This window comes from uncultured Propionibacterium sp., assembly GCF_963539965.1.
In the GTDB taxonomy this organism is placed as follows: Bacteria; Actinomycetota; Actinomycetes; order Propionibacteriales; family Propionibacteriaceae; genus Propionibacterium.
On record NZ_CAUTOU010000021.1, the window covers coordinates 1 to 21,962 of the forward strand.

Below are 21,962 nucleotides of genomic sequence, written 5' to 3' on the forward strand. Positions count from 1 at the left end.
GGGCGGCGGCCGCGCCCGGGCCGAAGCAGGCGACGCCGCGCTCGCGCACGGCGTCGGCCACGCCGGCGACCAGCGGGGCCTCGGGGCCGATGACCACCAGGTCGGCGCCCAGCTCGGCGGCGAGGCCGGCCACGGCGGAGCCATCGAGGATGTCGACCGGGTGAACCGGGTGATTGGTGGCGAAGGCTGCCGTACCGGGGTTACCGGGCGCCACGTGGACGCCGGCGACGTCCGGGTCCTCGCTGATGGCCAGGGCCAGGGCGTGCTCGCGCCCGCCAGAGCCCACGACGAGAACGGTGATGGGACCAGATCCAGAGCTCACGGAGGCAGCTTACCGGCCGGCCGTCCGGAGGGCCGCGTGCCCGCCCCAAAACGGCAGCCACAGCGCCGGTTCAGACGGCCGGCCGGTACGGACAGTCTCGGGCAAGGCCGGCGTCAGCCCGTCACGAATCCGGGGGCGTGCCAGATCCAGGGCAGCCGGCGGCGGGTGGCCCACCACAGGATGATCGAGCCCGCCAGGGCGATGACCGTGCCGGCGACGAGGTGGACGGCGACACCGTCGATGCCGAGCCTCACCAGCAGGATGCGGGTGGCGGCAAGGGCGAGGGTGTGGGCCAGGAAGATGACCATGGACCGGCGCCCCAGGTAGCCGAGCAGGCGGGCGGCGGGGCGGACCCTGTCGAGCAGCCCCGACAGGGCGAAGACGGCGATGACGCCCGCCCAGGCGCAGACGAAACCCTGGCCGATGCTGACCGGGGTGCGGTCGAACTGCGTCGTCGTCGGGGCCGCCGGGTGGCCGAGGGCGATGATGAGTCCGTAGACGGCGGCCGACACGACGAGGACGAGGACCGTGCCGCCGGTGCGCAGGCGCTCGCGGAGACGCGAGTAACCGACGAGGGTGCCGGTCGCGGCGGTGAAGAAGAAGACGCTCAGGCCGAGGCCCTCGAGGAAGATGAACGGCCCGAACAGGCCCCAGCAGCCGATGCTGAGCGCTGCCGCGCCGGCCAACGACAGGGCGCCGCGCAGACGGGAGCTCCAGGGCCGGGCGACGGTGACGAGCACGGTCATGACCATGATCCAGGGCAGGAACCACATCTGGTTGGCGGGCAGCCACAGCGCGAGGATCGAGCCGAGCGTGCGCTCGTTGTTGACCGAGCCGGCCAGCACGTACTGCAGGAGGCCCTGGACGATGCTCCAGATGACGTAGACCCACCCGAAGTCGCCGAGACGCTCGCGCAGATAGGCGGCCGGCCCCCGCTTGGTCAGCGAGCCCTTGACCATGAGGCCGGCCGCGGCGGCGAACAGGGCGACGTGCACCATGTAGACCGCTCTGTCTGTAACGAGATAGACAGCGGACTGCCCGTCGATGAGGCCGGCGTTCTTGACCCCCCGCAGAACATGACCGAAGGCGATGCCGGTAATGGCCAGCCCGCGGGCGATGTCAACCGATCCGTCGCGTCCGCTCACGGGGGTTGAGGCTAGCATGCCGGGCCCGCACGGCCCGCCATGCCGGAACCTGCTCAGGGGTAGCGGGCGGCAGGAGCGGATCTCTCGGACACGGATCCGGTGCGGCTCATCGGAAGAGTCCCCGCGGGTACCGCACCCCGGCCTCATCCACGCACGAGCCGTGAGCGACCCGGCCCCCTGGGGGACATCGGGTGCCGGTCGGCCTTGCCGTCGAGATCGAGCGAGCGGAGGATCTCATCGGCCCGGGCCGCATCGGCATCGGTATCGACGCCATCCATGCTCAGAAGCAGCTCACCGATCGCATCCTCGCGGATCGTTCCGCACTCACCCCCTGCGCAGGTTCGGGTGCAGGTGGCAGAACACCGTTCCTCCGGCAAGCAGCACGACGAGTCCGATGAACGGAACCGTGTGGTTGGCCCCGTAGAGCGAGGTGGACAGTACCGGGGCGATCGCATAGGTCAGGCCGTTGTTGGCATTGATCAGGCCGGCCAGTCCGCCCTGTTCCTCCACCGTCATGCTCATCGTCGGCCCCGCTGTGTAGCCGGGCATGGCCATTCCCACGCCGATGCCGAGCAGTGCGCCGCCGACGCCCATGATGACCGGCGATCCGAAGGGCAGCATGAGAACCCCGCCGACGGCGGCGACCAGCAGGCCGGAACGCAGCAACCGGCGGGAGTCCCAGTGAAGCCTGGCGACCCCCGCGGACTGGGTGACGGCCATCGTCAAGGCGATGATCACCGTCATGACCGCGGTGACCGCGGCGGTCGCCTCCGGGCCCAGCCCGAAGCGGTCCTGGACGGCGAATCCGATCACCGACTGCACTGAGGAGAAGGCCAGGAACATCAGGAACCCGGCCACGAGGAAAGGGGCCACCCGGGGATCGCGGAAGGAGATGGACGCCGGTTTCTCGACCAGCCCGGTGCTCCTCTCAGGGCGGAACCTGAGCCCCAAGAGGACGATACCGACCAGTATCGCCACGGGCATGAGGGTGATCGGCAGCATCAGTCCTCCGATGGCCGACAGCGCGCCGCCCAGGACCGAGCCGAGGATACCGGAGAAACCGTTCATGGCGCCGACCGCCCCGACCGCCCTGACTCTCTGCTCCTCGGTGACGGAGTGGGTGACCAGATAGGACTGGGCGGACGGGGAGACGGCGGAGATGGCGCTGCCGTAGACGACGCCCCGGGTGGCCATCACCAGCACGACGAGCAGCGGGCCGGCGAGCAGCCCCGCGGTTCCCAACCAGCTGACGACGGCGAACCCGGCCAGCGCGACCAGGGCGATCGTCATCGCGGTGAACAGGGTGCGCTTGACACCGAGACGCTGGGAGCGCCTTCCCCAGAACTGGCTGAAGACCACCAGTGCCATCGCGGCAAGGGATATCGTCGCCCCGATCTGCCACTCGGCCATGCCCATGGCGCGCGACAACGGCGAGATCACCGGGTTCAGGATCATCTGGCCCAAGTAGGCCAGCAGCACCGTCATCAGCACCAGCCGCGTTTGTGGAGCCTCCACAGCCGTCCCGGCTTCCGCCACGAAACACCTCTCCTCACTGGAAACACCGAATTGACTTGCTGCGCAGCAGTCGATGGGCATCACACTAGAATGCTGTTCTAGTATTGTCAACCGGGCTTAGGATATTCCCATGGCGAATAAGTCGACGGGCACCTCGCGACGCCTCGGACTGGACGCCACGAGGATCACCGAGGCGGCCCTGGGGCTGACCGAACGATGCGGCCTGGAGGGCTGGTCGGTGCGGGATCTCGCCACGGAGCTGGACGTCGTCCCCTCGGTCGTTTACCACTACTTCGAGACCAAGGAGGCCGTCCAGCAGACCGTCATCGACCGCGTCTGCGGCACCGTCGAGATCCCGGACGGCCGGCTCGAGTGGCGGGAGTGGTTCATCAAGCTGCTGCTCGAGATGCGTACCGTGATGCTGCGTTACAACGGCATCGCGGACGCCGTGCTGCGCGGACGCCTCGGCCCGGCCCATCTGCCGATCATCGAGGGGGCCTTCGCGAAACTGCACGAGGCCAGCTTCGGGGCCATGGCGCCCGTTGTCTGCACGATGATCTTCAACGTGGCGGAGTCCACCATCGCCTCCCGCGATCACCAGTCGGCCGTCGGCCCGAACCGGCACGACATCGACGCGATGCTCGCCGGCCTGACGCCGATGGCAGACGATTCCCCCGCCCTCAGGGACCTGACCGGCGGTTTCCTGGGGAGGCTGTCGGGCGCGGGGGGCGAGGAGGTCAGTGAGCGCTACTTCCGGTTGCTGATCGAGTCGTTGCTGGACGGCCTGGTACACGTGGTGCGGGACGGCATCACCCGTTGACCTCGCAGTCGGCGAACAGCGCCCGCCGATCCGCTCCACGACGACTCATCGCTTCGGGGAACCCCGGCGATGCGCTCCTGTCGAAGCATTGCAGTACCGGTTCAGATGAGCCTAAACTAACTGATCATAGTTGTCTGATACCTACTAGAGGGACCAAGCATGGCCGATTCGGCGAGAGACGTTGAGACGCTCATGCCGCCGCCCGCACCCACGCACTGCCCCGCGCCGAGTGGCCCGTCATCCTGGCGAGCCACTCGCTGGGGGCATTCGTCGTTTACGAAACGGCCTTGGAACCGGCGCGCAGGCATGTCAGGCATACTCCGGTGGTCAGCGGTCAAGTCGCGCCACGACTGCACAGGGGCGGCACCCTCCACTCGGCGTCAGATCATGAGTTGGTCCAAGAACTGATACGCGCGGACGCCCGCAATGAAGAAGTCTTCCACGATCCGCAGACGCGAACGATATTCCTGCCACAGGTGAGAACCGATTACAGATCGGTTGAGACTTACCAGCCGGAAGCGGGAACGACCGCGACAATCGACCGGGGCGTCATGGTGAAGGCCGAGCAGGATGCGGAACTCACCGTCGAAGCCGTCGCACCTTGGCGTGCGACGGTGCACGAATGGTGCGGACCGATCCTAATCCCGGGTTCCCACCTCCACCACTTCGACCCGATAAGGAATGCTAGTAGAGATCATCGCAGGGGAGGTGGGGCGATGTCTGGAGAAGCCGACCAAGATGGCCACGTGACGGATTCAGAAGCCTTGCGGGAGGTACTGGGCCCGCATATCAGGCCGCTGGTGATCGCTGTGGTGATGCAAGTAGTCTCCTCAGCGAGTTCGGTAGTCCCCCTCTGGGGGTTGCTGACGCTCATCCGACGCGTCACCGGGGCCGCCGTCGGATCGTCTTGGGCCGCCCTGTTCATCTTCTTGATGGGGCTGGCCTGTTCCGTGGGACTCAACTCGCTGGCACTACTCGTATGCCATTTCGTCGACACGGATGTGCAGGCCAGGCTGCGCCGGGCACTGGCCGACAAACTGGGGCGCCTGCCATTGGCTTGGTTCGACGAGCGCTCGACCGGCCGCGTCCGTCAACTCATCCAGAACGACGTGGGCTCGGTGCACCAGCTGGTCGCGCATACCATCGTCGACACCGTCGCCGGTGCATTGACGCCCACCGCCGGATTCATCTTCTGCATGTGCATCGACTGGCGCCTGGGGCTGGCGGCGATCATCCCCCTCGTCCTCTACATGGTGCTCTATTCATTGCTGGCCGCCCGGACGAATCAAGAAACGATGGCCGCCATGCACCGCGGCTTGGAGCGGGTCTCCAGCGCCATCATCGAGTACGTCAACGGCATCGGCGTGCTGAAGATATTCGGCCGCCCCGACGAGGGCTCGGCCCGGTTCGCCAAGGAGTCTCAGGAATTCCGCCGCGAATTCGGCAGGCTCGTCGCCCCGCAGATGCGCGCGCACTCGATCGCCGTGACGACGATCTCCTCCCCCATGGTCGCGCTCGTCATGCTCGCTGTGGGCGCCTGGACGGTGCACTCGTTCGGGGTCGCCCCGCCGGAGGTGCTCGTCACCCTGATAGCCGCGCTACTGATGCCGGCCAATTTCCAGACCCTGGCCGCCAGCGGGCAGGCGCGCACCCAGGCCATGGACGCCGCCCGGCGCATCACCGAAACCCTGCACGAGACCGAGCTGTCGGCCTCCCAGGAGCCGAGGCAGCCGCAAGGCACCGATGTCGAGGTGCACGACGTGAGCTTCAGCTACGGCGAGGGCGCCTCGGCCAACCCCGCTCTGCAGAACGTCTCTCTGTCCTTCCCCGCGGGCAAGGTCACCGCGGTCGTAGGCCCGTCCGGTTCCGGTAAATCCACCCTGGCCGCACTGCTCGCGCGGTTCCGCGACGTGGGTTCGGGTTCGATCGAGATCGGCGGAGTCGACATCCGCGAACTGGACGAGACCGCCCTGCGGGAACTGGTCGGCACGGTCCTGCAGGATCTGCAGCTGCTCGGCATCTCGATCGCCGCGAACATTCGTCTGGGCAGCCCCGACACCCCCATGGAGGCCGTCATCGAGGCCGCGAGGGCCGCCAGCGTCCACGACGAGATCATGACGCTGCCCCGCGGTTACGACTCGGTCGTCGGTGATGACGCCCGCCTGTCCGGCGGGCAGGCCCAGCGCGTGTGCATTGCCCGCGCGCTGCTGGCCGATGCCCCGATCCTCATCCTCGACGAGGCGACATCGGCCACGGACCCCGAATCGGAGACCCGGATCCAAAGCGCGCTCGACCGGCTCGCCCGAGGTCGCAACGTCATCGTCGTCGCCCACCGGCTCCACACCATCACCGGGGCCGACAACATCGTGGTCCTCGACCACGGCCGTGTCGTCGAGCAGGGCACCCATGAGCAGCTCGTCGCAGGTCAAGGGCTCTACCGCTCGCTGTGGGACAGCGCGAACACATTGCAGCACAACGAGCGGGCGGCGGGAGGCGCACGATGATCAGAGCACTCAGTCTCATAGCGGGCAGGGGGCAGAGGAATCCGCTCGGCTCGACGATCGCCCTCGCAGTGGCGGCGGCAATCGCCCAGGGCATCGCGGCCATTCTCATCGTCCCGACGATCCGGGCCCTGTTCGGCTCTCCCGGCCGGGCAGTGCGTTGGATCATCATCCTGGCCATCGCGTTCGTCGTTCAGGCCGTCCTGCTGAGCATCGCCACCTGGGACGGCTTCAAGGGCTCGCTGCGCATCATCGATGTCATGCACGAGCGCCTCGGCCATCATCTCGTGAGGCTGCCGCAGAACTGGTTCGACGGCGAGGCCCCCGCGAAGGCCTCCCAGGTCTCCGTCAGCGGCACGATGTTCGTGGCCACGGTGTCGATGGACGTCATCGTCCCGCTCATCGTGAATGTCGCCGTGCCAGCGACGATCGCTGTCGGCGCGCTGGCCATCGACTGGCGGCTCGGCCTGGCCCTGATCGCCTCGTGCGTGATCGTGTGGATCTCCTCGCGACTCGGCTCCTGGTCCGAGACCCACGCCGAGGAGCAGGTGCGCGCCCACCAATTCGTCACGGACCGGAGGCTCCTCGAGTTCGCGCGCAACCAGGTGGCGCTGCGCTCGGCCGGTGTCAGCGGTGCCGGCTACGAGCCGCTGAGCAGCAGTATCGAGGAACAGCGCCGCGCGATGCGCAGAGCCGTGAGGGCCTCGATCGTCGGCTCGATCGCGCAGAGCATCATCACCAACTGCGTCTTCGGCGCCACCGTCTCACTCGCCGTATGGCTGCTGCTGGGCGGGCGCGACGCCGCGATGATGATCGCCCTCATCGGTCTCGTCGCCCAATTCATCGGCCCGCTGAACCTGTTGGCCAGCTTCGCCGTGACCCTGCGCAAGGCCGGCGAAGAGGTCGACGCCGTTCAGGAGCTGCTCGACACCCCCGTCATGCCCGAATCGCCTCATCCGAAGGCCCTGCCCGCGACGACCGATCTCGTCTTCGACGACGTGCACTTCGGCTACACCACAGGGGCGCCCATACTGCGGGGCGTCTGCGCACGGATACCAGCCAATGCCATGACCGCCATCGTGGGCGCATCCGGCTCCGGCAAGACCACCATGCTGCGGCTGATCTCCCGCTTCTGGGACGTCAGCTCGGGCGCCGTCAAGGTGGGCGACGTGGACGTGCGGCGGGTTCCGGTCGACGAGCTGCACCAGTCCATGTCGATGATCTTCCAGGACGTCTACCTGTTCGACGACACCCTGGAGGCCAATGTGCGCTTCAGCGACCCCGACGCCCCAGCCGAACGGGTCGCCGAGGCGATGCGCCTGGCCTATGTGGACGAGATCGCCGAGCGTCTGCCCCAGGGGGCCCGGACCCGCGTCGGCGAGGGCGGCCTGCTGCTGTCGGGCGGGGAGCGCCAGCGGGTGTCCATCGCACGCGCACTGCTGCGCCGGGCCCCGATCGTGCTGTGCGACGAGCCGACCAGCGCCCTGGACTGGTCGACACGAAGGGCCGTCTCGGAGGCCCTGGTCTCGCTGCGCCGGGACTCCACCGTCGTCGTGATCGCGCACGAGTTGAGCACGATCGCAGGCGCGGACCAGATCCTCGTCCTGGACCGGGGTGAGATCGTCCAGCGGGGCATCCACGACGAGCTGCTCGCGCAGGGCGGCAGGTACCAGCAGTTCTGGGCCGAGCGCGCCCGGTCGGCATCCTGGCGCATCGGGCACCACGAGCCATCCGACGAGCAGCCCACCGATCAGGAAGAACATGATGATGAACACTGAAGGGGTCGTGAACGGCCGGACCGGGAAACTCACGACACGCGACATCATGACCGGCGCCGCAATGCTGGCCTGGCAATGGTGGCCAACTCGGTCGTCGGCTCGATCATGCTGCCTGTGCCCTTCCTCTACCTGTACGTCTCGGCCGCGGCGGAGATGTTCATCAGCGCCATCTTCTTCTCGGTCGCCGCACGGCGCATCGACAAGCACGGGCTGATCTTCATCTGGGTGACAGTGCAGGGCCTCGTCTACGACCTGCTCGGGTACCTCTTCCTGATCCCCTACTTCATACTGCTCGGGGCGCTCTGCGAGGCGACCATGATCGGCAAGAACACTACCGGTCCACGGTCCGAACCGGCATCAGCTGGGTCATCCTGTCGGCCGGCATGGTCTTCGGCAACACGATCCCCTTGTGGTTCGCCTGGGACACCCTCACCGAGCGCGCGTCCAAGGGCGGTTTCTCGCAGGAGCTGTTCGACATGCAGGTGCGCATGGTGCACAGCCCGCTGCACATCGCCGGAGCCATGCTGATCTCGGTCATCGGCGGCGTGCTGGGCGTTCTGCTCGCTCATCGCATCATGCGCCGTCACTTCCAGCGGGCGAGGGTCGTGGCATGAGCCCGGGCTGGGGAAGGAGCGACCCCGGGTACGACCGGCTGATGCGGATGGATGTCCGGGCCGTGCTCTTCTTGGTCCTGTGCGCCACGGTGGTGTCCTATCTCGTGCCGAACCTGCTCGTCCACGCTGCACTCACCGCCGTGCTCCTCGTGTTGAGCGGCGTGTACGGGCGGATGGCCCCGGCCGTCAGACTCCTCGCCGGCTACGCCATCGGGGTCGCATGGCTGCTCGTCGATGTGCACTTCGGGATCATCATCCCCCCACCGATGACACTCGCCCTGGTGTACAAGTCGATCCCCGTCCTACTGGCGGCCCGCCTGCTCTTCGCGGTCCCCTCGGCGAAACTGACCGCCGGCATCCGGCAGCTCCCCATCCCGGCCAGCGTCCAGCTCATGCTCACGGTCATGCTCCGCTTCATCCCGACCGTGGCCTCTGAGACCACCGAGGTCCGGGACGCGATGCGCGTACGAGGTCTCTGGACTCGCCGCTGGCGGTTCTCAAGAACCCGCTCAGTACTTTCGAGTACGCCGTTGTGCCCCTCATCTTCCGCGAGCTGAGGTTGGCGGACGAGATCTCTGCGGCGGCGGTGGTGCGCGGCATCGAAAGCCCCTGCACCAAGCACGCCTACTACATCAATCGCATGCGAACGACCGACGTCATCTTCATGTCCGTCTCCCTGCTCCTCACGGTGGCGGCCATCGTGCTCCCGCGCGCGGCCGGCCGGTGAGGGGTCCTGCCATGGGCGCCTCCATCACGTTCGACCAGGCATCCTTCGCCTACGGCGAGGACCAGACGCAGGTCCATGACGTCTCGCTCGAGATAGCTCCCGGCGAGGTCGTCGTCCTGATCGGTCCGTCCGGCAGCGGCAAAAACCACCCTCACCAGGCTCATCAACGGTCTGCCGCCCTATTTCCACCCCGGCAGACTGGCCGGCAGGGTCCTGCTCGACGGACTCGATCTGGCCGAACTCGAGATCTGGAGGCGCGGACGCTTCATCGGGAACGTCTTCCAGGACCCCCGCAGCCAATTCTTCTCGAACGAGGTTGCCGGCGAGATCGCCTTCGGCTGCGAGAACTATGGACTGCGCCACCACGAGATCGTCAAACGTGTGCACGATACGGCAGAAGAGCTCCGCCTCGAAGGCATGCTCGACCGCCGGCTGCGCGGGCTCTCGTACGGCATGCGCCAACGCGTTGCGATCGCCTCGGCCCGGGCCATCGACCCGGAGGCCTACGTGCTGGACGAGCCATCGGCGAACCTCGACATGCAGGCGACCGACGACCTGCGCGCCCTGCTCCAAGGGCTGAAGGCCCAGGACAAGACCATAATCGTCGCCGAGCACCGGTTGTACTACCTCATGGATCTGGTCGACCGGATCGTCTGCCTGCGCGCGGGGAGGATCGAGGAGGATCTCACCAGGGACGAATTCCGAGCCCTCCCGTCACAGCGCCTCATCGAGATGGGTCTCCGCGTCCCCTCGCTGCAGGACCTGCACCGCAGAAGCCCGCTCCCGGTTCACCCGGGTACTGGACAGACACGCCCGGTGCTCGATGCCAAGGGGGTCACGCGGGATTTCGGTCCGCTGCGCGCCTTGGGCGGCATCGACCTGCAACTGGCGGCCGGCGAGATCGTCGCTCTCGTCGGGCCGAACGGAGCCGGCAAGAGCGTTCTCGGCCGGGTGCTCTCCGGTCTGGTCGGGCAGAGTTCGGGTGAGGTCCGCCTGTCCAATCGCGTCATGCGGGCGGACCGGCGCCGGCGCACGGTGTGGTACATCGGGCAGGACCTCGACAGCCAGCTCTTCGGGGAGAGCGTGCTCGACGAGCTGCCCACCGGGCATCCGCAGCAGGATCGGTTGCGCGAGAAGGCCGTCGGGTCCTGCGCGATCTCGGGCTCAAGGACATGGCGGACCGGCACCCGGCGACGTTGTCCGGCGGGCAGAAGCAGCGTCTCGTACTCGGCGCGGCGCTGATGAACGACGCCCCCGTGCTCATTCTCGACGAACCGACGAGCGGGCTCGACGGCCGTACGATGCGCTCAGTGAGCGCGCTCCTGCGCCGGCTGGCCGGGCAGGGGCACACCATTGCACTCATCACGCACGACGCCGAGTGCGCGCTCGAATGCTGTTCGCGCGTGGTACGCCTCGAGCATGGACGCGTCACCGCCGACGAGCCCTTGGACTCGCCCGAGCGTCTTCTGACACTGATGCGCTCATGAGCACGGCAGGCCCGCTCCATGGCATTCGCGCTGACGACAGGGCGGTTCCACCGGTGCGCTCGGTCGCCGCAAGAGCCGGACTGGATTTCGCGTCGGGGGACCCCGCACCTGGAGTGGTGCTGGTGCACGGCGGTATGCACACCTCGTGGTGCCGGGAGCGCGTCATACCCCGTCGTACGACCACCGTCACCGCAGTGGATCTGCCAGGGCGCGATGGTGCGGGCCCCCTGGCCAGTCACCCTGGACGGATGGGCGGAATCAGTCACCGCCGCTTCCGGGATCATGCTCTGCCACGGCCTTCCCGCGACTGACGCTCGGCGGTTGGTGGACCGTATGGGTCCCTGAGCCCATCTCCATCCTCTCGGAACCGGTGGGCTACTGCATCCCCGAGAACATCGACATCACCCATGTTCACACGTTGCGGGACCGCAAGATCCCACCCGTCCTGCAGCGCCGCTGTGCGAGCACACTGCCTGACCGAACGCGCCGGCTCGAGGTCGACTGTGGCCACAGCATCACCTATGCGCGCCCCGCAGAGTTCGCTTCGATCACCAATGCTCTTGCCCACCGCTCGAGTGGCTGAGGAACGGGGCACGGCACCGCCACAGTTCTTGATTTGATTTGCGAGGACCGCCGCCTCCAAGATGCCCGCCGAGTTCCTTGCCAGTACCTGCACTCGGGTCGTGCGGATGGACTAGGCATACCACATGCCCCGGCGCCGTCATCGAAAAGGAAGGAGAACGATCATCATGAGCACTGAACCCGTCAGTGTCGAACCACGATCTACTGACACGCTGCGCGCGAAGGACCTCATCGTCCTGGGCGTCTTCGGCCTCATCTTCTTCATTGCCACAATGATCGCGGTCGGTATCGCCTCGCTGAGCGTCGTCGACCACCTGCTGGGCCCGGCCCTGTCAGCGATCCCGTCCGGCATCGTCTGGACCCACATGCGCGTGCGAGTGCCGAAGGCATGGGCCATGCTCATCCCAGGTGTCCTGTGCGGAATCATCATGTTCCTCATCGGCACCGGTTGGCCCATCATGGTCGCATTCATCATCGGCTCCGTGTTGGCCGAGATGTGCAGCCGCGTCGGTGAGTTCAAGAGCTTCCGGTGGAGCACCATCGGCTTCGCACTGGTAGCGGCATGCTTCACACTCGGTGAGTTCCTGCCGATGCTGGTCATGCCCGACTACTACTTGGAGCTGATGTCGGCGAGCAGCCGGGGAGTCGAGTACGGCAGAAGCATCATGGACACCATGAACCCCGGCATCTTGCTGGGGCTGCTGGTCGCGGCATTCGCTTGCGGCATCGTCGGATGCCTTCTGTGACGTCTTTTCCTGAAGCGCCATTTCGAGCGCGCCGGAATCGTCTAGGAGTCGATCATGACGGAAATGGGGCGGAGAGGATCCGCGAACAGGCCGGCCAGAGCCCGGCTGGTTCGCCAGGTCCATGGGCGTAGCCGGCAACCGTCGAGGGCTGCTCCACGCTTCCATGCTGTTCGCGGTGCTCTCCTCGGTCTGCCTGTTCGTCCCGTTCATCGCCATCTCCATCTACTTCGTGATCGCCGCGGCGATCAGCGCCTACCCGGACTTCTCGCGGCTCGACGTGGCCGCGACGTCCCGGTGCGGTTGGCCCTGGGCGGGGTCGTCGGGAGCGTCGGTTTCTACCTCGTCCCACTACTGTGCTCCCGCTCAGCCGCATTCGAAGTGGCCTACCGGCTGCATCTGGCCATGGCCGAGACGTGGTCCGTGCACCACTCGGCCGGCTCGAGGAGCTGGGCAGCGGCCGGGTGCGCAAGGTGATGGACACCGATGTCGAGAAGACCAGCGAGTTCATCGCGCATTCCCTCCCAGAACTGGTGGCGTCCTTCACCGCCCCGCTGGCAGTACTGGTCCTGCTGTTCGTCTTCGACCGGCGGCTCGGCGTCGCCTCGGTGGCCTGCATCGCCGTCGCCTACGGCGTCCAGATGTCAGGGTCCTTCAACAAGCGGATGCGCGACACGATGCCGCGCTACATGGCGGTGCAGGAGTCCATGGCCAACGCCACCGTCGAGTACGTGCGTGGCATGCCGGTGGTCAAGGCCTTCGGGCAGAGCACCTCGTCGTTCTCGCAGCTGTCGGACTCGATCAAGGAGTACACCGGTCTCGCGGTGCGGGTCGCGCCGTTCTGGCAGAACCTCATGCCCCTGTTCACCGCAATCGTCAACAACGCCTATCTGTTCATCCTGCCGGTGGGCATCATCCTGGGCACCGGCGTGGACGACTGGCCGCCCCTCGCGTTGAGCTTTATCTTCTACATCCTCTTCGTGCCGTCCATCGGCCGGCGTGCTCAACAAACTGATGCACGTCTCGCAGGACGGCGCGAGCCTCACCGACCGCGCTGCGGCTCCGGCCCTGTCGGAACCTCAGGAGCTCCGTCGCAGCCTGTATCCTGATCAATCTGGTCCTGATGGTCCCCTTCACCATCTCGGTCATGGTCTTCGGCCTCATCCTGATGGGGACTCACCGGCGGCGGCATCGCATGGTCGCGGATGTGGTGGTTGTTCGTCTTGGGCATCGCCGGATTCATCATCACCTTCTGCAGCGCGCGCCACGACTATCGCAGAACCCATCTGGCCGCCTACGCCGAGTCCGAGGCGACCCGCATGGGTCTGACTGAGCACCTGCGTCAGCTGCCCAGGAGCTACTTCAACCAGCACGATCTGTCAGGGCTCACCGAGAACCTGATGAGCGATGTCACAGATCAGGAGGCCCTGCTCCCCGGCGTACTGCCCCAACTGGTGTCGAACTGCATCTCGAGCACCCTCGTGTGCATCATGCTGGCCTTCTTCGACTGGCGGCTCGCATTGTGCATGTTCATTCATCACCCTACCCGTCGCCGCCCTGGCCGTACTGGCCTCGCGCCGGCACGAGGAGAAGATCTTCGCCGAGCACGCCTGGATGCCGCCGCCTGCGTTCAGGAGTACTTGGAGGGCATCAAGGACATCCGTGCCTGCCGGCGGACCGGTGAGCGGTCCAGGAACGTGCGCGCGGCCCTGGCGGGCATTCGTGGCATCGCCATGAAGGTCGAGATCGTCGGTGACGTCTGCACGGGCCTGCCGAGCCGGTCGCCAGAGGCGACGAGCCTGCCGTCCTGACAGAGGGCCGGGTCAGTCTCGAGGACGTCCACTTCGGTTACGACGACCGTGAGGTGCTCAAGGGCGTCTCCTTCACGATGGAGCCTGGCCATGTGACCGCCCTGGTCGGACGTCCGGCTCCGGGAAGTCGACCGCGGGCGGGCTCACCGCCCGCTTCTGGACCCCCGATTCGGGCCGCACCGTTGTCGATGACCGGGACATCGGCGAGTTCGACGAGGAGTCGTGGCTGTCGAACGTCTCGATCGTCTTCCACGAGGTGACGCTGTTCGACGACACGGTCATGAACAACATCCGCATCGGCAGAGGCCACCGACGAACAGGGGCGGGCGGCGGCCCGGACCGCTCACTGCGATGGCTTCATCGAGAGGCTTCCCGAGGGCTGGCAGAGCCGGCTCGGTGAGAACGGGGCGAAACTGTCCGGCGGTGAGCGCCAGCGCATCTCGATCGCGAGGGCCCTGCTCAAGGACGAGCCGATCGTCCTGCTGGACGAGGCCACGAGCTCGCTCGATCCCGAGAACGAGACCCTCATCCAGGAGGCCCTGAGCGCCCTGGTCGCGGTCAGGACCGTCCTGGTCATCGCCCATCGCCTGCGCACAGTGACCGGCGCCGACCGGATCGTCGTCCTCGACGACGGTGCTGTCGTCGAGATGGGCACCCATATGCAGTCGATGGACCGCGGCGGTCGCTACGCCAGGTTGTACGAGCTGCAGCGGGCCTCGGCAGCATGGGATCATGGGATCTCGGAACCGGGACGGCAACGGGGTCGTAGTCACACCCCCGTGATCGCCCCGCCGGCCCGAGAACCGGTCGGCGGTCAGACCAGCTCGTTGACGATGATCGTCTGCTCGCGCCCGGGGCCCACCCCGATGCCGGAGATGCGGCAGCCGATGTGGTCCTCGAGGTGGTGCACGTAGGCCCGGCAGGCGGCCGGCAGCTCGTCGAAGGAGCGGGCGCCCGAGATGTCCTCGGTCCAGCCGTCGACGTACTCATAGATCGGCCTGGCCCTGGCCAGGTCCTTCATCGTGGTGGGCCACTCGTTGAAACGTCTGCCGTCGACGTCGTAGGCCACGCACACCGGGATCCTCTCCCAGCCCGTGAGCACGTCGAGTTTGGTCAGGAAGACGTCGGTGCAGCCGTTGATCCTGGCCGCCTGATCGACCACGAGTGAGTCGAACCACCCGCAACGGCGGGGCCGGCCCGTGGTGGCACCGTACTCGCCGCCGTCCCGGCGCAGCTTCTCGCCCGCCTCGTCGAACAGCTCGGTGGGGAACGGGCCCTCACCGACGCGGGTGATGTAGGCCTTGGAGACGCCGACGACGCGGTCGATGCGCGTGGGACCGACGCCCGAACCGGTGCAGGCGCCGCCTGCCGTCGGATTGGAGCTGGTCACGTACGGGTAGGTGCCGTGATCGACGTCGAGGTGGTGGGCCTGGGCCCCCTCGAAGAGGACGACCCCGCCTTCGTCCAAGGCATCGTTGAGCAGCCGGCCGGTGTCGACGATGCACGGGGCGAAGCGCTCGGCGTAGCCGAGGAGCTCCTCGGCGACCTGCCCGGCATCCAGGGGGTGCCGGTTGTAGATCTTGGTGAGTGTCTGGTTCTTCTGCTCGAGGCTGGCCTCGACCTTGTCGCGCAGCCCGGCCGGGTCCAGCAGGTCCTGCATGCGCAGACCGATGCGGTTGACCTTGTCGGAGTACGCCGGGCCGATGCCGCGGCCGGTGGTGCCGATGCGGCGTTTGCCCGCGAAGCGCTCGCAGACCTTGTCGAGGGTGCGGTGGTACGGGGCGATAATGTGCGCGTTGGCGCTGACCAGCGGGTGCGCGACGTGCACATCCCGCCTCCCGAGCTCGTCGAGTTCGGCGGCCAGCACCTGCAGATCGACGACGACGCCGTTGCCGATGACGCAGGTGCAGCCGGGGTTGAGGATGCCCGAGGGCAGCAGGTGCAGGACGAACTTCTCACCGTTCACGACGACGGTGTGACCGGCATTGTTACCGCCCGAGTAGCGGACGCAGTAGTCGACCCGTTCTCCGATCTGATCGGTGGCCTTGCCCTTGCCCTCGTCGCCCCACTGGGCGCCGATCACCACGATGCCTGGCATGTGCCTCTCCCTGTTCGGTGGTCGGGGCATCCGCCCCGGCGCACGAAAGCCCGCTGTGTGCGCAAGCGCATCGCATCGGGCTCTTGCACGCAGATTCTACGAGTCGGCGGCCCGGCCCGCCACGATCGCCCCGGATCTGGACACCGTTGAGCGCCGCAGGATCCCCGCCCGGGCCACAAATGGGACCAGCACGGCTACGGCGGGGCGGGATGAGGCTCATCGCGGACCTGGGCACGGGCATCGAGGACGCGCTGGCGCTGTCCACCTCGCCTCGTGACAGGACGCCGAGCCGGTGGGCGCCGCGTTCGCATCGCCGTGGGCCGGTGTCGAGACGGGCCCGGTTCTCACCAGGGGGACGACGGTGGCCGACGTGCGCCGGCTACCGGGACGCCCGCTCAACGCCCGGGTACTCACCCCCGTCGACGAGCGGGCCGCGATCCGGGTCCTGGTGGGCGCGGTCGAGGCCCTGGAGTCCCGCTGACGGGTCCGCCGCCCCCGGCCGCACGCAGATCGACCGGGCCCCGGGTCAGGTCCACTCGAAGCCGGACACGCTCTTCGCCCAGGTGACGAGGAACTCGACTGAGGCGTCCAGGGCGCTCTCGGTCGACTTCCCGACCTCCTCCTCGAGCCGATGACCGAGTTCGAGGAGTTCGGGCGTCGAGCGCAGCGAGTCCAGGGCCGAGCCCTCGATCTGCGCCCACATCCACTCGACCTGCTGGTCGGCGCGGTAGCGGGCCAGGCCGATGGTCTCGTCGATCCAGGAGCGGTGCTCCTCGACGGAGCCCCAGACCTTGTCGAGGCCATCGCCGGTCAGGGCCGAGCAGGTCATTACCGGGGTGCGCCGGCCGCTGGATTCGTCATTGATGAGCTTCATGGCGATCGACAGGTCGCGCGCGGTCACGCGGGCCTCGCCCGCATTGTCGCCGTCGGCCTTGTTGACGGCGATGACATCGGCGAGCTCGAGGATGCCGCGCTTGATGCCCTGCAACTGGTCGCCGGAACGGGCCAGGGCGAGCAGCAGGAAGGTGTCGACCATGCCGGCCACCGCGACCTCGGACTGGCCGACGCCGACGGTCTCGACGATCACGGTGTCGTAGCCGGCGGCCTCGACGATGATCATGGCCTCGCGCGTCGCACGGGCCACGCCCCCCAGATGGCATCCGGACGGTGAGGGGCGGATGTAGGCCGAGTCCGACTCGGCGAGTCTGCCCATGCGGGTCCGGTCGCCGAGGATCGAGCCGCCGGTGCGGGTACTCGACGGGTCGACGGCCAGCACGGCCACCTTGTGGCCCCGCTCGATCAGGCGGCACCCCATGGCATCGGTGAACGTCGACTTGCCGGCACCGGGCACACCGGTCAGACCGACGCGCGTCGCCCCGCCCGAGTGGGGGAGCAACTGGGCGAGCAGCCTGCGCGCCAACGGGCGGTGCGCCGGCAGAGCGGACTCCACCAGTGTGATCGCCCTGGCGATGCCGGTGCGCTGGCCGGCCAGGACCTGGCCGGCCAGCGCACCGACGTCGATGCTCCTAGGCATACGCCGGGACCTCGTCATCGCCGAGCGCGTGGAGCAGCTCCTTGAGCAGGCGCACCGCGGAGTCCGGGACGACGGTACCGGGCGGATAGATGTCCATGGCGCCCGCATCGCGCAGCGCCTGGAAGTCCTGCTCGGGGATGACGCCGCCGACGACGATCAGGATGTCCTGACGGCCCTGGGCGTCGAGCTCGTGGCGCAGCGCCGGGACGAGCGTGAGGTGGCCGGCCGCCAGCGACGACACGCCCACCACGTGCACATCGGCCTCGATGGCCTGACGCGCCGTCTCCTCCGGCGTCTGAAACAGCGGGCCCACGTCGACGTCGAAACCGAGATCCGCATAGGCCGTGGCGACGACCTTCTGACCGCGGTCATGGCCGTCCTGGCCCATCTTGGCCAGCAGGATGCGGGGGCGGCGGCCCTCGGCCTGCTCGAACTTCTCGACGAGTTCACGTGCCTCGTCCACCTCAGCGGACTCCTTCACTTCCTTGGCGTACACACCGGAGATCGTGCGGATCTGAGCGGTGTAGCGGCCGAAGCTGCGCTCCATGGCGTCGCTCATCTCGCCCACGGAGGCCATCGCACGGCCGGCCTCGATGCACAGCTTGAGGAGGTTGCGGTCCGGATCGGTGGGGTCGGGGTTGGCGGCGGCCCAGGCGAGCTTCTCGAGGGCGGCCCGGGCGGCCTCCTCGTCGCGCTCGGCGCGCAGCCTGACCAGCTTGGCCTTCTGCTCGGCGAGCACCTGAGAGTTGTCGACCTTGAGGACCTCGACCGGGTCCTCGTGGTCGAGACGGTACTTGTTCACGCCGATCAGCGGCTGACGGCCGGAGTCGATGCGGGCCTGGGTGCGTGCCGCGGCCTCCTCGATGCGCATCTTCGGGATGCCCTGCTCGATGGCCTTGGCCATGCCGCCGGCCGCCTCGACCTCCTGGATATGGCCCCAGGCCTTGAGGGCGAGGTCCTTGGTGAGCTCCTCGACATAGGCCGAACCGCTCCAGGGGTCGATGACGCGGCAGGTGCCCGACTCCTGCTGGATGAACAGCTGGGTGTTGCGGGCGATGCGCGCGGAGAAGTCGGTGGGCAGGGCGATGGCCTCGTCCAGCGAGTTCGTGTGCAGCGACTGCGTATGGCCCTGGGTCGCCGCCATGGCCTCGACGCAGGTACGGGCGACGTTGTTGTAGACGTCCTGGGCTGTCAGCGACCAGCCCGAGGTCTGCGAGTGGGTGCGCAGGCTCATCGACTTCGGGTTCTTCGGTCCGAACTGGTGCACCAGCTTGGCCCACAGCATGCGGGCCGCGCGCATCTTGGCGACTTCCATGAAGAAGTTGGTGCCGATGGCCCAGAAGAAGGACAGTCGCGGGGCGAACTGGTCGACCTTCAGGCCCACCGACTCGCCGGCGCGGATGTAGTCGACACCGTCGGCCAGCGTGTAGGCCATCTCGATGTCGGCCGTGGCGCCGGCCTCCTGCATGTGGTAGCCGGAGATGGAGATCGAGTTCCACTTCGGCATGTTCGCGCTGGTGAACGCGAAGATGTCGGAGATGATCCGCATCGACGGCTGCGGCGGGTAGATGTAGGTGTTACGAACCATGAACTCCTTGAGGATGTCGTTCTGGATCGTTCCGGCCAGCTGCTCCATCCTGGCGCCCTGCTCCTCGGCGGTCACCACGTACAGGGCCAGGATCGGCAGCACGGCACCGTTCATCGTCATCGACACGCTCATGCGGTCGAGCGGGATGCCCGAGAAGAGCTCGCGCATGTCGTAGATGGAGTCGACGGCCACACCGGCCATGCCGACGTCGCCGGGCACGCGCGGGTTGTCGGAGTCGTAGCCGCGGTGGGTGGGCAGGTCGAAGGCGACCGACAGGCCCTTCTGGCCGGCCGCGAGATTGCGGCGGTAGAAGGCGTTGGACTCCTTGGCCGTGGAGAAGCCGGCGTACTGGCGGATCGTCCACGGACGGAAGGCGTACATGGTGGCGTACGGGCCGTGCGTGAACGGCGGCAGGCCGGCGTAGGTGCCGAGCCAGTCGACACCCTCGTAGGCGTCCTCGCCGTACAGCGTGCCGACGGGGATCTGCTCGGGCGTCAACCACTCCTCGCCGGTGCCGGCCCGGGCGGCCAGAGCGGCGAAGTCCTCGGCGGCCGAGTCCGGGATCGGGCCCGCGCCGAGATCGATGGAATCAAAACGAGGAAGAGTACTCACTTCGCCACCCCCATGACATCGAGTGTACGGCTGAGGACGTCGACGACGTCCATGCCCAGGAACAGGCGTCCGGCGAAGAGCTCGGCGGCCTCCTCGTCCGAGATGCCCAGCTCCTTGTAGGCGCCCGACAGGTAGACGGCCTCGGCCCCCGCCTCGCGCAGGGCCCTCGCCACCTCGACGCCCTGCTCCGCGTAGACCTTGGCGGAGGAGCACAGATCCGCGACCTGGGCCCCGCTGGCCTTGAAGGCCGCCACGATCTCGTCGACCGTACCGCCCTCGACCTCGGGGGTCGCGATGCCGGCGACGTGCCAGACGGGGGCCGAGAAGCCCTCGCGACCGCCGAAGTCACGGCGCGTGCCCAGGCAGGCCAAGAAGACCTTCGGGCGCTCGGCCCGGGTGGCCGAACGATCGACGAGCCCCTCGAAGACCTCGGAGTCGCGGTGCCACGCCAGGCCGTCGCGGGCCGGGGCCTGCGGGTAGGGCTTGGTCTCGATGGACTTGGCGTCGAGCAGCGGGAACTCGCTGACGGCCGTGATCGGCTGCTTGCGGGTGGCCAGGCGCTTGGCGCGCTCGCTGCTGCACTCGGCCAGGACCTCGGCCACACGGCCGCCGGTCAGGGCCGCGGACATGCCCCCGGCGGACTCCGCCCTCTGGAACTCGGCCCAGCCGGCCTCGGCCAGCGAACCGGTGAGGGACTCCACGTAGAAGGAGCCGCCGGCCGGGTCGTTGATGCGGCCGATGTTGACCTCCTCGGCCAGGATGATGCCGGTATTGCGGGCGACCTTGCGGGCGAAGTCATCGGTGGGCAGGCCCAGGGCGCCGCAGAACGGCAGGGTCGTAATCGCCTCGGCGCCGCCGATGGCGGCGGCGAAGGTCGAGATCGTGCCGCGCAGGATGTTGACGTAGGGATCCTCACGGGTCAGCTCCCGCCAACTGGTGACGGCGCTCTGACGGGCGCCGCGGTTGGCCTCGTCGACGCCGAAGACCTCGCCGACGCGCGACCAGCACATGCGGAGCGCGCGCAGGCGCGAGATCGTGAGGAACTGGTCGTGGGTGGCCGTGACGCGGAACTCGATCGCCTTGAAGGCGTCGTTGACGTCGATGCCCTGCTCGACGAGGGCGCGCACGTACTCGGCGCCGGTAGCCAGGGCCCAGGCGAGCTCGGCCACATCGCCCGCGCCGGCGTTGTGGTAGATCGTCGCATCGACGGTGATCGCATTGCCGTTCGGATAGGCGGCGGTGCGCCCGACCCACTCGCCCAGACCCGACAGATCGGGAGCGGTGCCCCGCAGGGCGGCCAGGCCGATCGGGTCGATGCCCAGGTTGAAGGCGACATGATCCCTGGGCTTGTCGGAAGCCTCGTAGACGGCCAGGAGCGCCTCGGCGGCGGCCCTTTGGTCCTCGCGGGAGGAGACCTCGACCTTGACCATCTCGAGGAGGACGTCGGACAGCACGGTGGCCACATCGGCCGGCCGGACGGCATCGGAGCCGACGCGCAGCCAGATGGAGGCGACGCCGCGTTCAAGATCGGTGACGATCGCCCTGCGGGTGAAGTCCGCGTCGGGATCCTCGTGGAGAGCACGCACGTCCCACGCATCGGCCTCGCCGTTGCGGACGGTGGCGCCGCGCGTGAAGGGGGCGACGCCCGGGTAGCCCAGCGGGCCGGGCACGTCCTCGCGCTTGTACATCGGCTTGATGTCGATGCCGTCGACGGTGTGGACCGCCAGACGCTTCATGCACTGCTCGAAGGTCAGCTGCCTCTCTGGTGGGCGGCCACGGTTGAGAACCTTGGCCACCTCGATCTCCCACTGCTCCTCAGTCGCGGCCGGGAAATCACCGGCGAGGCTGAGCTGAGCGGGCGTGGCCTCTTCGGCCGCGACGGCGCCCGATTCGGTGTTGCTCATTCGACTCCTGCTCCTGAAAGGGTCAGGGCGCACCCTCGGGTGGGGGCGCGCCGGGGACTGGCTGCCAGCCGGTCATCGACGGGCGCCGGGCACAGGCCCGGGCACTCGTCCGGCGGCCTGCAGGCATCACTGCCGATGCGGGCCGGTCACGACCGCCCTGCGCCGGAGTGGCGCCCAGAGG

18 protein-coding genes and 5 pseudogenes are annotated in these 21,962 nt (G+C 67.9%); 16 read left to right on the forward strand and 7 right to left on the reverse strand.

Annotated features, from left to right (window positions below):
• The 3 genes and pseudogenes from R2N01_RS05405 to R2N01_RS05415 all read right to left on the reverse strand — a co-directional run.
• Positions 1-301, reverse strand: a pseudogene (locus R2N01_RS05405) (phosphoribosylamine--glycine ligase N-terminal domain-containing protein); the annotation flags it as partial.
• 134 nt (positions 302-435) lie between these two features.
• Positions 436-1,467, reverse strand: coding sequence for an acyltransferase (locus R2N01_RS05410; RefSeq protein ID WP_316669233.1), 1,032 nt, complete (start codon positions 1,465-1,467; stop codon positions 436-438).
• A 324-nt stretch (positions 1,468-1,791) separates the two neighbouring features.
• Positions 1,792-2,952 carry an MFS transporter gene (locus R2N01_RS05415; RefSeq protein WP_316669282.1) on the reverse strand — a complete coding sequence of 387 codons (1,161 nt, stop codon included), beginning with the start codon at positions 2,950-2,952 and terminating at the stop codon, positions 1,792-1,794.
• Between the two features lie 160 nt (positions 2,953-3,112).
• Between R2N01_RS05415 and R2N01_RS05420 the strand changes: the two genes are divergently transcribed.
• The 15 genes and pseudogenes from R2N01_RS05420 to R2N01_RS11435 all read left to right on the forward strand — a co-directional run bounded on the left by R2N01_RS05420 (position 3,113) and on the right by R2N01_RS11435 (position 14,959).
• A complete protein-coding gene (locus R2N01_RS05420) occupies positions 3,113-3,802 on the forward strand; it encodes a TetR/AcrR family transcriptional regulator (RefSeq protein ID WP_316669235.1) in 690 nt (229 codons plus the stop codon).
• Between the two features lie 239 nt (positions 3,803-4,041).
• On the forward strand, positions 4,042-6,306 hold the full coding sequence (locus tag R2N01_RS05425) for an ATP-binding cassette domain-containing protein (RefSeq protein WP_399553241.1): 2,265 nt from the start codon (positions 4,042-4,044) through the stop codon (positions 6,304-6,306).
• Entirely contained in the window at positions 6,303-8,081 is a 1,779-nt protein-coding gene (locus R2N01_RS05430; protein WP_316669239.1) for an ABC transporter ATP-binding protein, read from the forward strand. Before R2N01_RS05425 ends, R2N01_RS05430 begins: the two co-directional genes overlap by 4 nt.
• 105 nt (positions 8,082-8,186) lie before the next feature.
• Positions 8,187-8,345: pseudogene (locus R2N01_RS11415) on the forward strand (hypothetical protein); the annotation flags it as partial.
• A gap of 38 nt (positions 8,346-8,383) precedes the next feature.
• Entirely contained in the window at positions 8,384-8,695 is a 312-nt protein-coding gene (locus R2N01_RS05435) for an MptD family putative ECF transporter S component (RefSeq protein WP_316669284.1), read from the forward strand.
• A 41-nt stretch (positions 8,696-8,736) separates the two neighbouring features.
• Positions 8,737-9,252 carry an energy-coupling factor transporter transmembrane component T gene (locus R2N01_RS05440; protein WP_316669241.1) on the forward strand — a complete coding sequence of 172 codons (516 nt, stop codon included), beginning with the start codon at positions 8,737-8,739 and terminating at the stop codon, positions 9,250-9,252.
• On the forward strand, positions 9,228-9,422 hold the full coding sequence (locus R2N01_RS05445) for a hypothetical protein (protein ID WP_316669243.1): 195 nt from the start codon (positions 9,228-9,230) through the stop codon (positions 9,420-9,422). Before R2N01_RS05440 ends, R2N01_RS05445 begins: the two co-directional genes overlap by 25 nt.
• A 198-nt stretch (positions 9,423-9,620) precedes the next feature.
• Positions 9,621-10,478 (forward strand): annotated as a pseudogene (locus tag R2N01_RS11420) (ATP-binding cassette domain-containing protein); the annotation flags it as partial.
• Positions 10,479-10,594: 116 nt separating this feature from the next.
• Positions 10,595-10,645 (forward strand): annotated as a pseudogene (locus R2N01_RS11425) (hypothetical protein); the annotation flags it as partial.
• A gap of 18 nt (positions 10,646-10,663) precedes the next feature.
• Positions 10,664-10,909 carry a hypothetical protein gene (locus tag R2N01_RS05460; RefSeq protein WP_316669245.1) on the forward strand — a complete coding sequence of 82 codons (246 nt, stop codon included), beginning with the start codon at positions 10,664-10,666 and terminating at the stop codon, positions 10,907-10,909.
• A gap of 749 nt (positions 10,910-11,658) precedes the next feature.
• Positions 11,659-12,237, forward strand: coding sequence for an MptD family putative ECF transporter S component (locus R2N01_RS05465; protein ID WP_316669247.1), 579 nt, complete (start codon positions 11,659-11,661; stop codon positions 12,235-12,237).
• 413 nt (positions 12,238-12,650) lie between these two features.
• Positions 12,651-13,343 (forward strand): ABC transporter transmembrane domain-containing protein, encoded by a 693-nt coding sequence (locus R2N01_RS05470; RefSeq protein ID WP_316669249.1) that lies wholly within the window; start codon positions 12,651-12,653, stop codon positions 13,341-13,343.
• A gap of 96 nt (positions 13,344-13,439) precedes the next feature.
• Entirely contained in the window at positions 13,440-14,045 is a 606-nt protein-coding gene (locus R2N01_RS05475; RefSeq protein WP_316669251.1) for an ABC transporter transmembrane domain-containing protein, read from the forward strand.
• A 124-nt stretch (positions 14,046-14,169) separates the two neighbouring features.
• Positions 14,170-14,445: pseudogene (locus R2N01_RS11430) on the forward strand (hypothetical protein); the annotation flags it as partial.
• Positions 14,405-14,959, forward strand: coding sequence for an ATP-binding cassette domain-containing protein (locus R2N01_RS11435; protein WP_399553242.1), 555 nt, complete (start codon positions 14,405-14,407; stop codon positions 14,957-14,959). The pseudogene R2N01_RS11430 and the gene R2N01_RS11435, both read left to right, overlap by 41 nt.
• Here the strand turns inward: R2N01_RS11435 and R2N01_RS05485 are convergent.
• Positions 14,860-16,143, reverse strand: coding sequence for an adenylosuccinate synthase (locus R2N01_RS05485; protein ID WP_316669255.1), 1,284 nt, complete (start codon positions 16,141-16,143; stop codon positions 14,860-14,862). The two genes, R2N01_RS11435 and R2N01_RS05485, sit on opposite strands and share 100 nt — an antisense overlap.
• 292 nt (positions 16,144-16,435) lie before the next feature.
• Here R2N01_RS05485 and R2N01_RS05490 point away from each other — a divergent pair, with 292 nt between their 5' ends.
• Positions 16,436-16,624 (forward strand): hypothetical protein, encoded by a 189-nt coding sequence (locus tag R2N01_RS05490; RefSeq protein WP_316669257.1) that lies wholly within the window; start codon positions 16,436-16,438, stop codon positions 16,622-16,624.
• A 45-nt stretch (positions 16,625-16,669) separates the two neighbouring features.
• Here R2N01_RS05490 and meaB read toward each other — a convergent pair whose 3' ends face one another.
• The 3 genes from meaB to mutA are packed head-to-tail and all read right to left on the reverse strand — an operon-like array spanning position 16,670 to position 21,781.
• Complete coding sequence (gene meaB, locus R2N01_RS05495) at positions 16,670-17,677, reverse strand: methylmalonyl Co-A mutase-associated GTPase MeaB (RefSeq protein ID WP_316669259.1); 1,008 nt, start codon at positions 17,675-17,677, stop codon at positions 16,670-16,672.
• Complete coding sequence (gene scpA / locus R2N01_RS05500; protein WP_316669261.1) at positions 17,670-19,877, reverse strand: methylmalonyl-CoA mutase; 2,208 nt, start codon at positions 19,875-19,877, stop codon at positions 17,670-17,672. The genes meaB and scpA overlap by 8 nt, the downstream gene beginning before the upstream one ends.
• On the reverse strand, positions 19,874-21,781 hold the full coding sequence (mutA, locus tag R2N01_RS05505) for a methylmalonyl-CoA mutase small subunit (RefSeq protein ID WP_316669263.1): 1,908 nt from the start codon (positions 21,779-21,781) through the stop codon (positions 19,874-19,876). Before mutA ends, scpA begins: the two co-directional genes overlap by 4 nt.
• Positions 21,782-21,962 lie beyond the last annotated feature (181 nt).

What these genes read in the sequence shown, in the direction of transcription:
- R2N01_RS05415 (WP_316669282.1), bottom strand. Translation starts at nt 2,952, where the DNA reads ATGACGGTGCTGCTGGCCTACTTGGGCCAGATGATCCTGAACCCGGTG.
- R2N01_RS05420 (WP_316669235.1), top strand. Translation starts at nt 3,113, where the DNA reads ATGGCGAATAAGTCGACGGGCACCTCGCGACGCCTCGGACTGGACGCC.
- R2N01_RS05430 (WP_316669239.1), top strand. Translation starts at nt 6,303, where the DNA reads ATGATCAGAGCACTCAGTCTCATAGCGGGCAGGGGGCAGAGGAATCCG.
- R2N01_RS05440 (WP_316669241.1), top strand. Translation starts at nt 8,737, where the DNA reads ATGCGGATGGATGTCCGGGCCGTGCTCTTCTTGGTCCTGTGCGCCACG.
- R2N01_RS05460 (WP_316669245.1), top strand. Translation starts at nt 10,664, where the DNA reads ATGAACGACGCCCCCGTGCTCATTCTCGACGAACCGACGAGCGGGCTC.
- R2N01_RS05465 (WP_316669247.1), top strand. Translation starts at nt 11,659, where the DNA reads ATGAGCACTGAACCCGTCAGTGTCGAACCACGATCTACTGACACGCTG.
- R2N01_RS05475 (WP_316669251.1), top strand. Translation starts at nt 13,440, where the DNA reads ATGTGGTGGTTGTTCGTCTTGGGCATCGCCGGATTCATCATCACCTTC.
- R2N01_RS05485 (WP_316669255.1), bottom strand. Translation starts at nt 16,143, where the DNA reads ATGCCAGGCATCGTGGTGATCGGCGCCCAGTGGGGCGACGAGGGCAAG.
- meaB (WP_316669259.1), bottom strand. Translation starts at nt 17,677, where the DNA reads ATGCCTAGGAGCATCGACGTCGGTGCGCTGGCCGGCCAGGTCCTGGCC.
- mutA (WP_316669263.1), bottom strand. Translation starts at nt 21,781, where the DNA reads ATGAGCAACACCGAATCGGGCGCCGTCGCGGCCGAAGAGGCCACGCCC.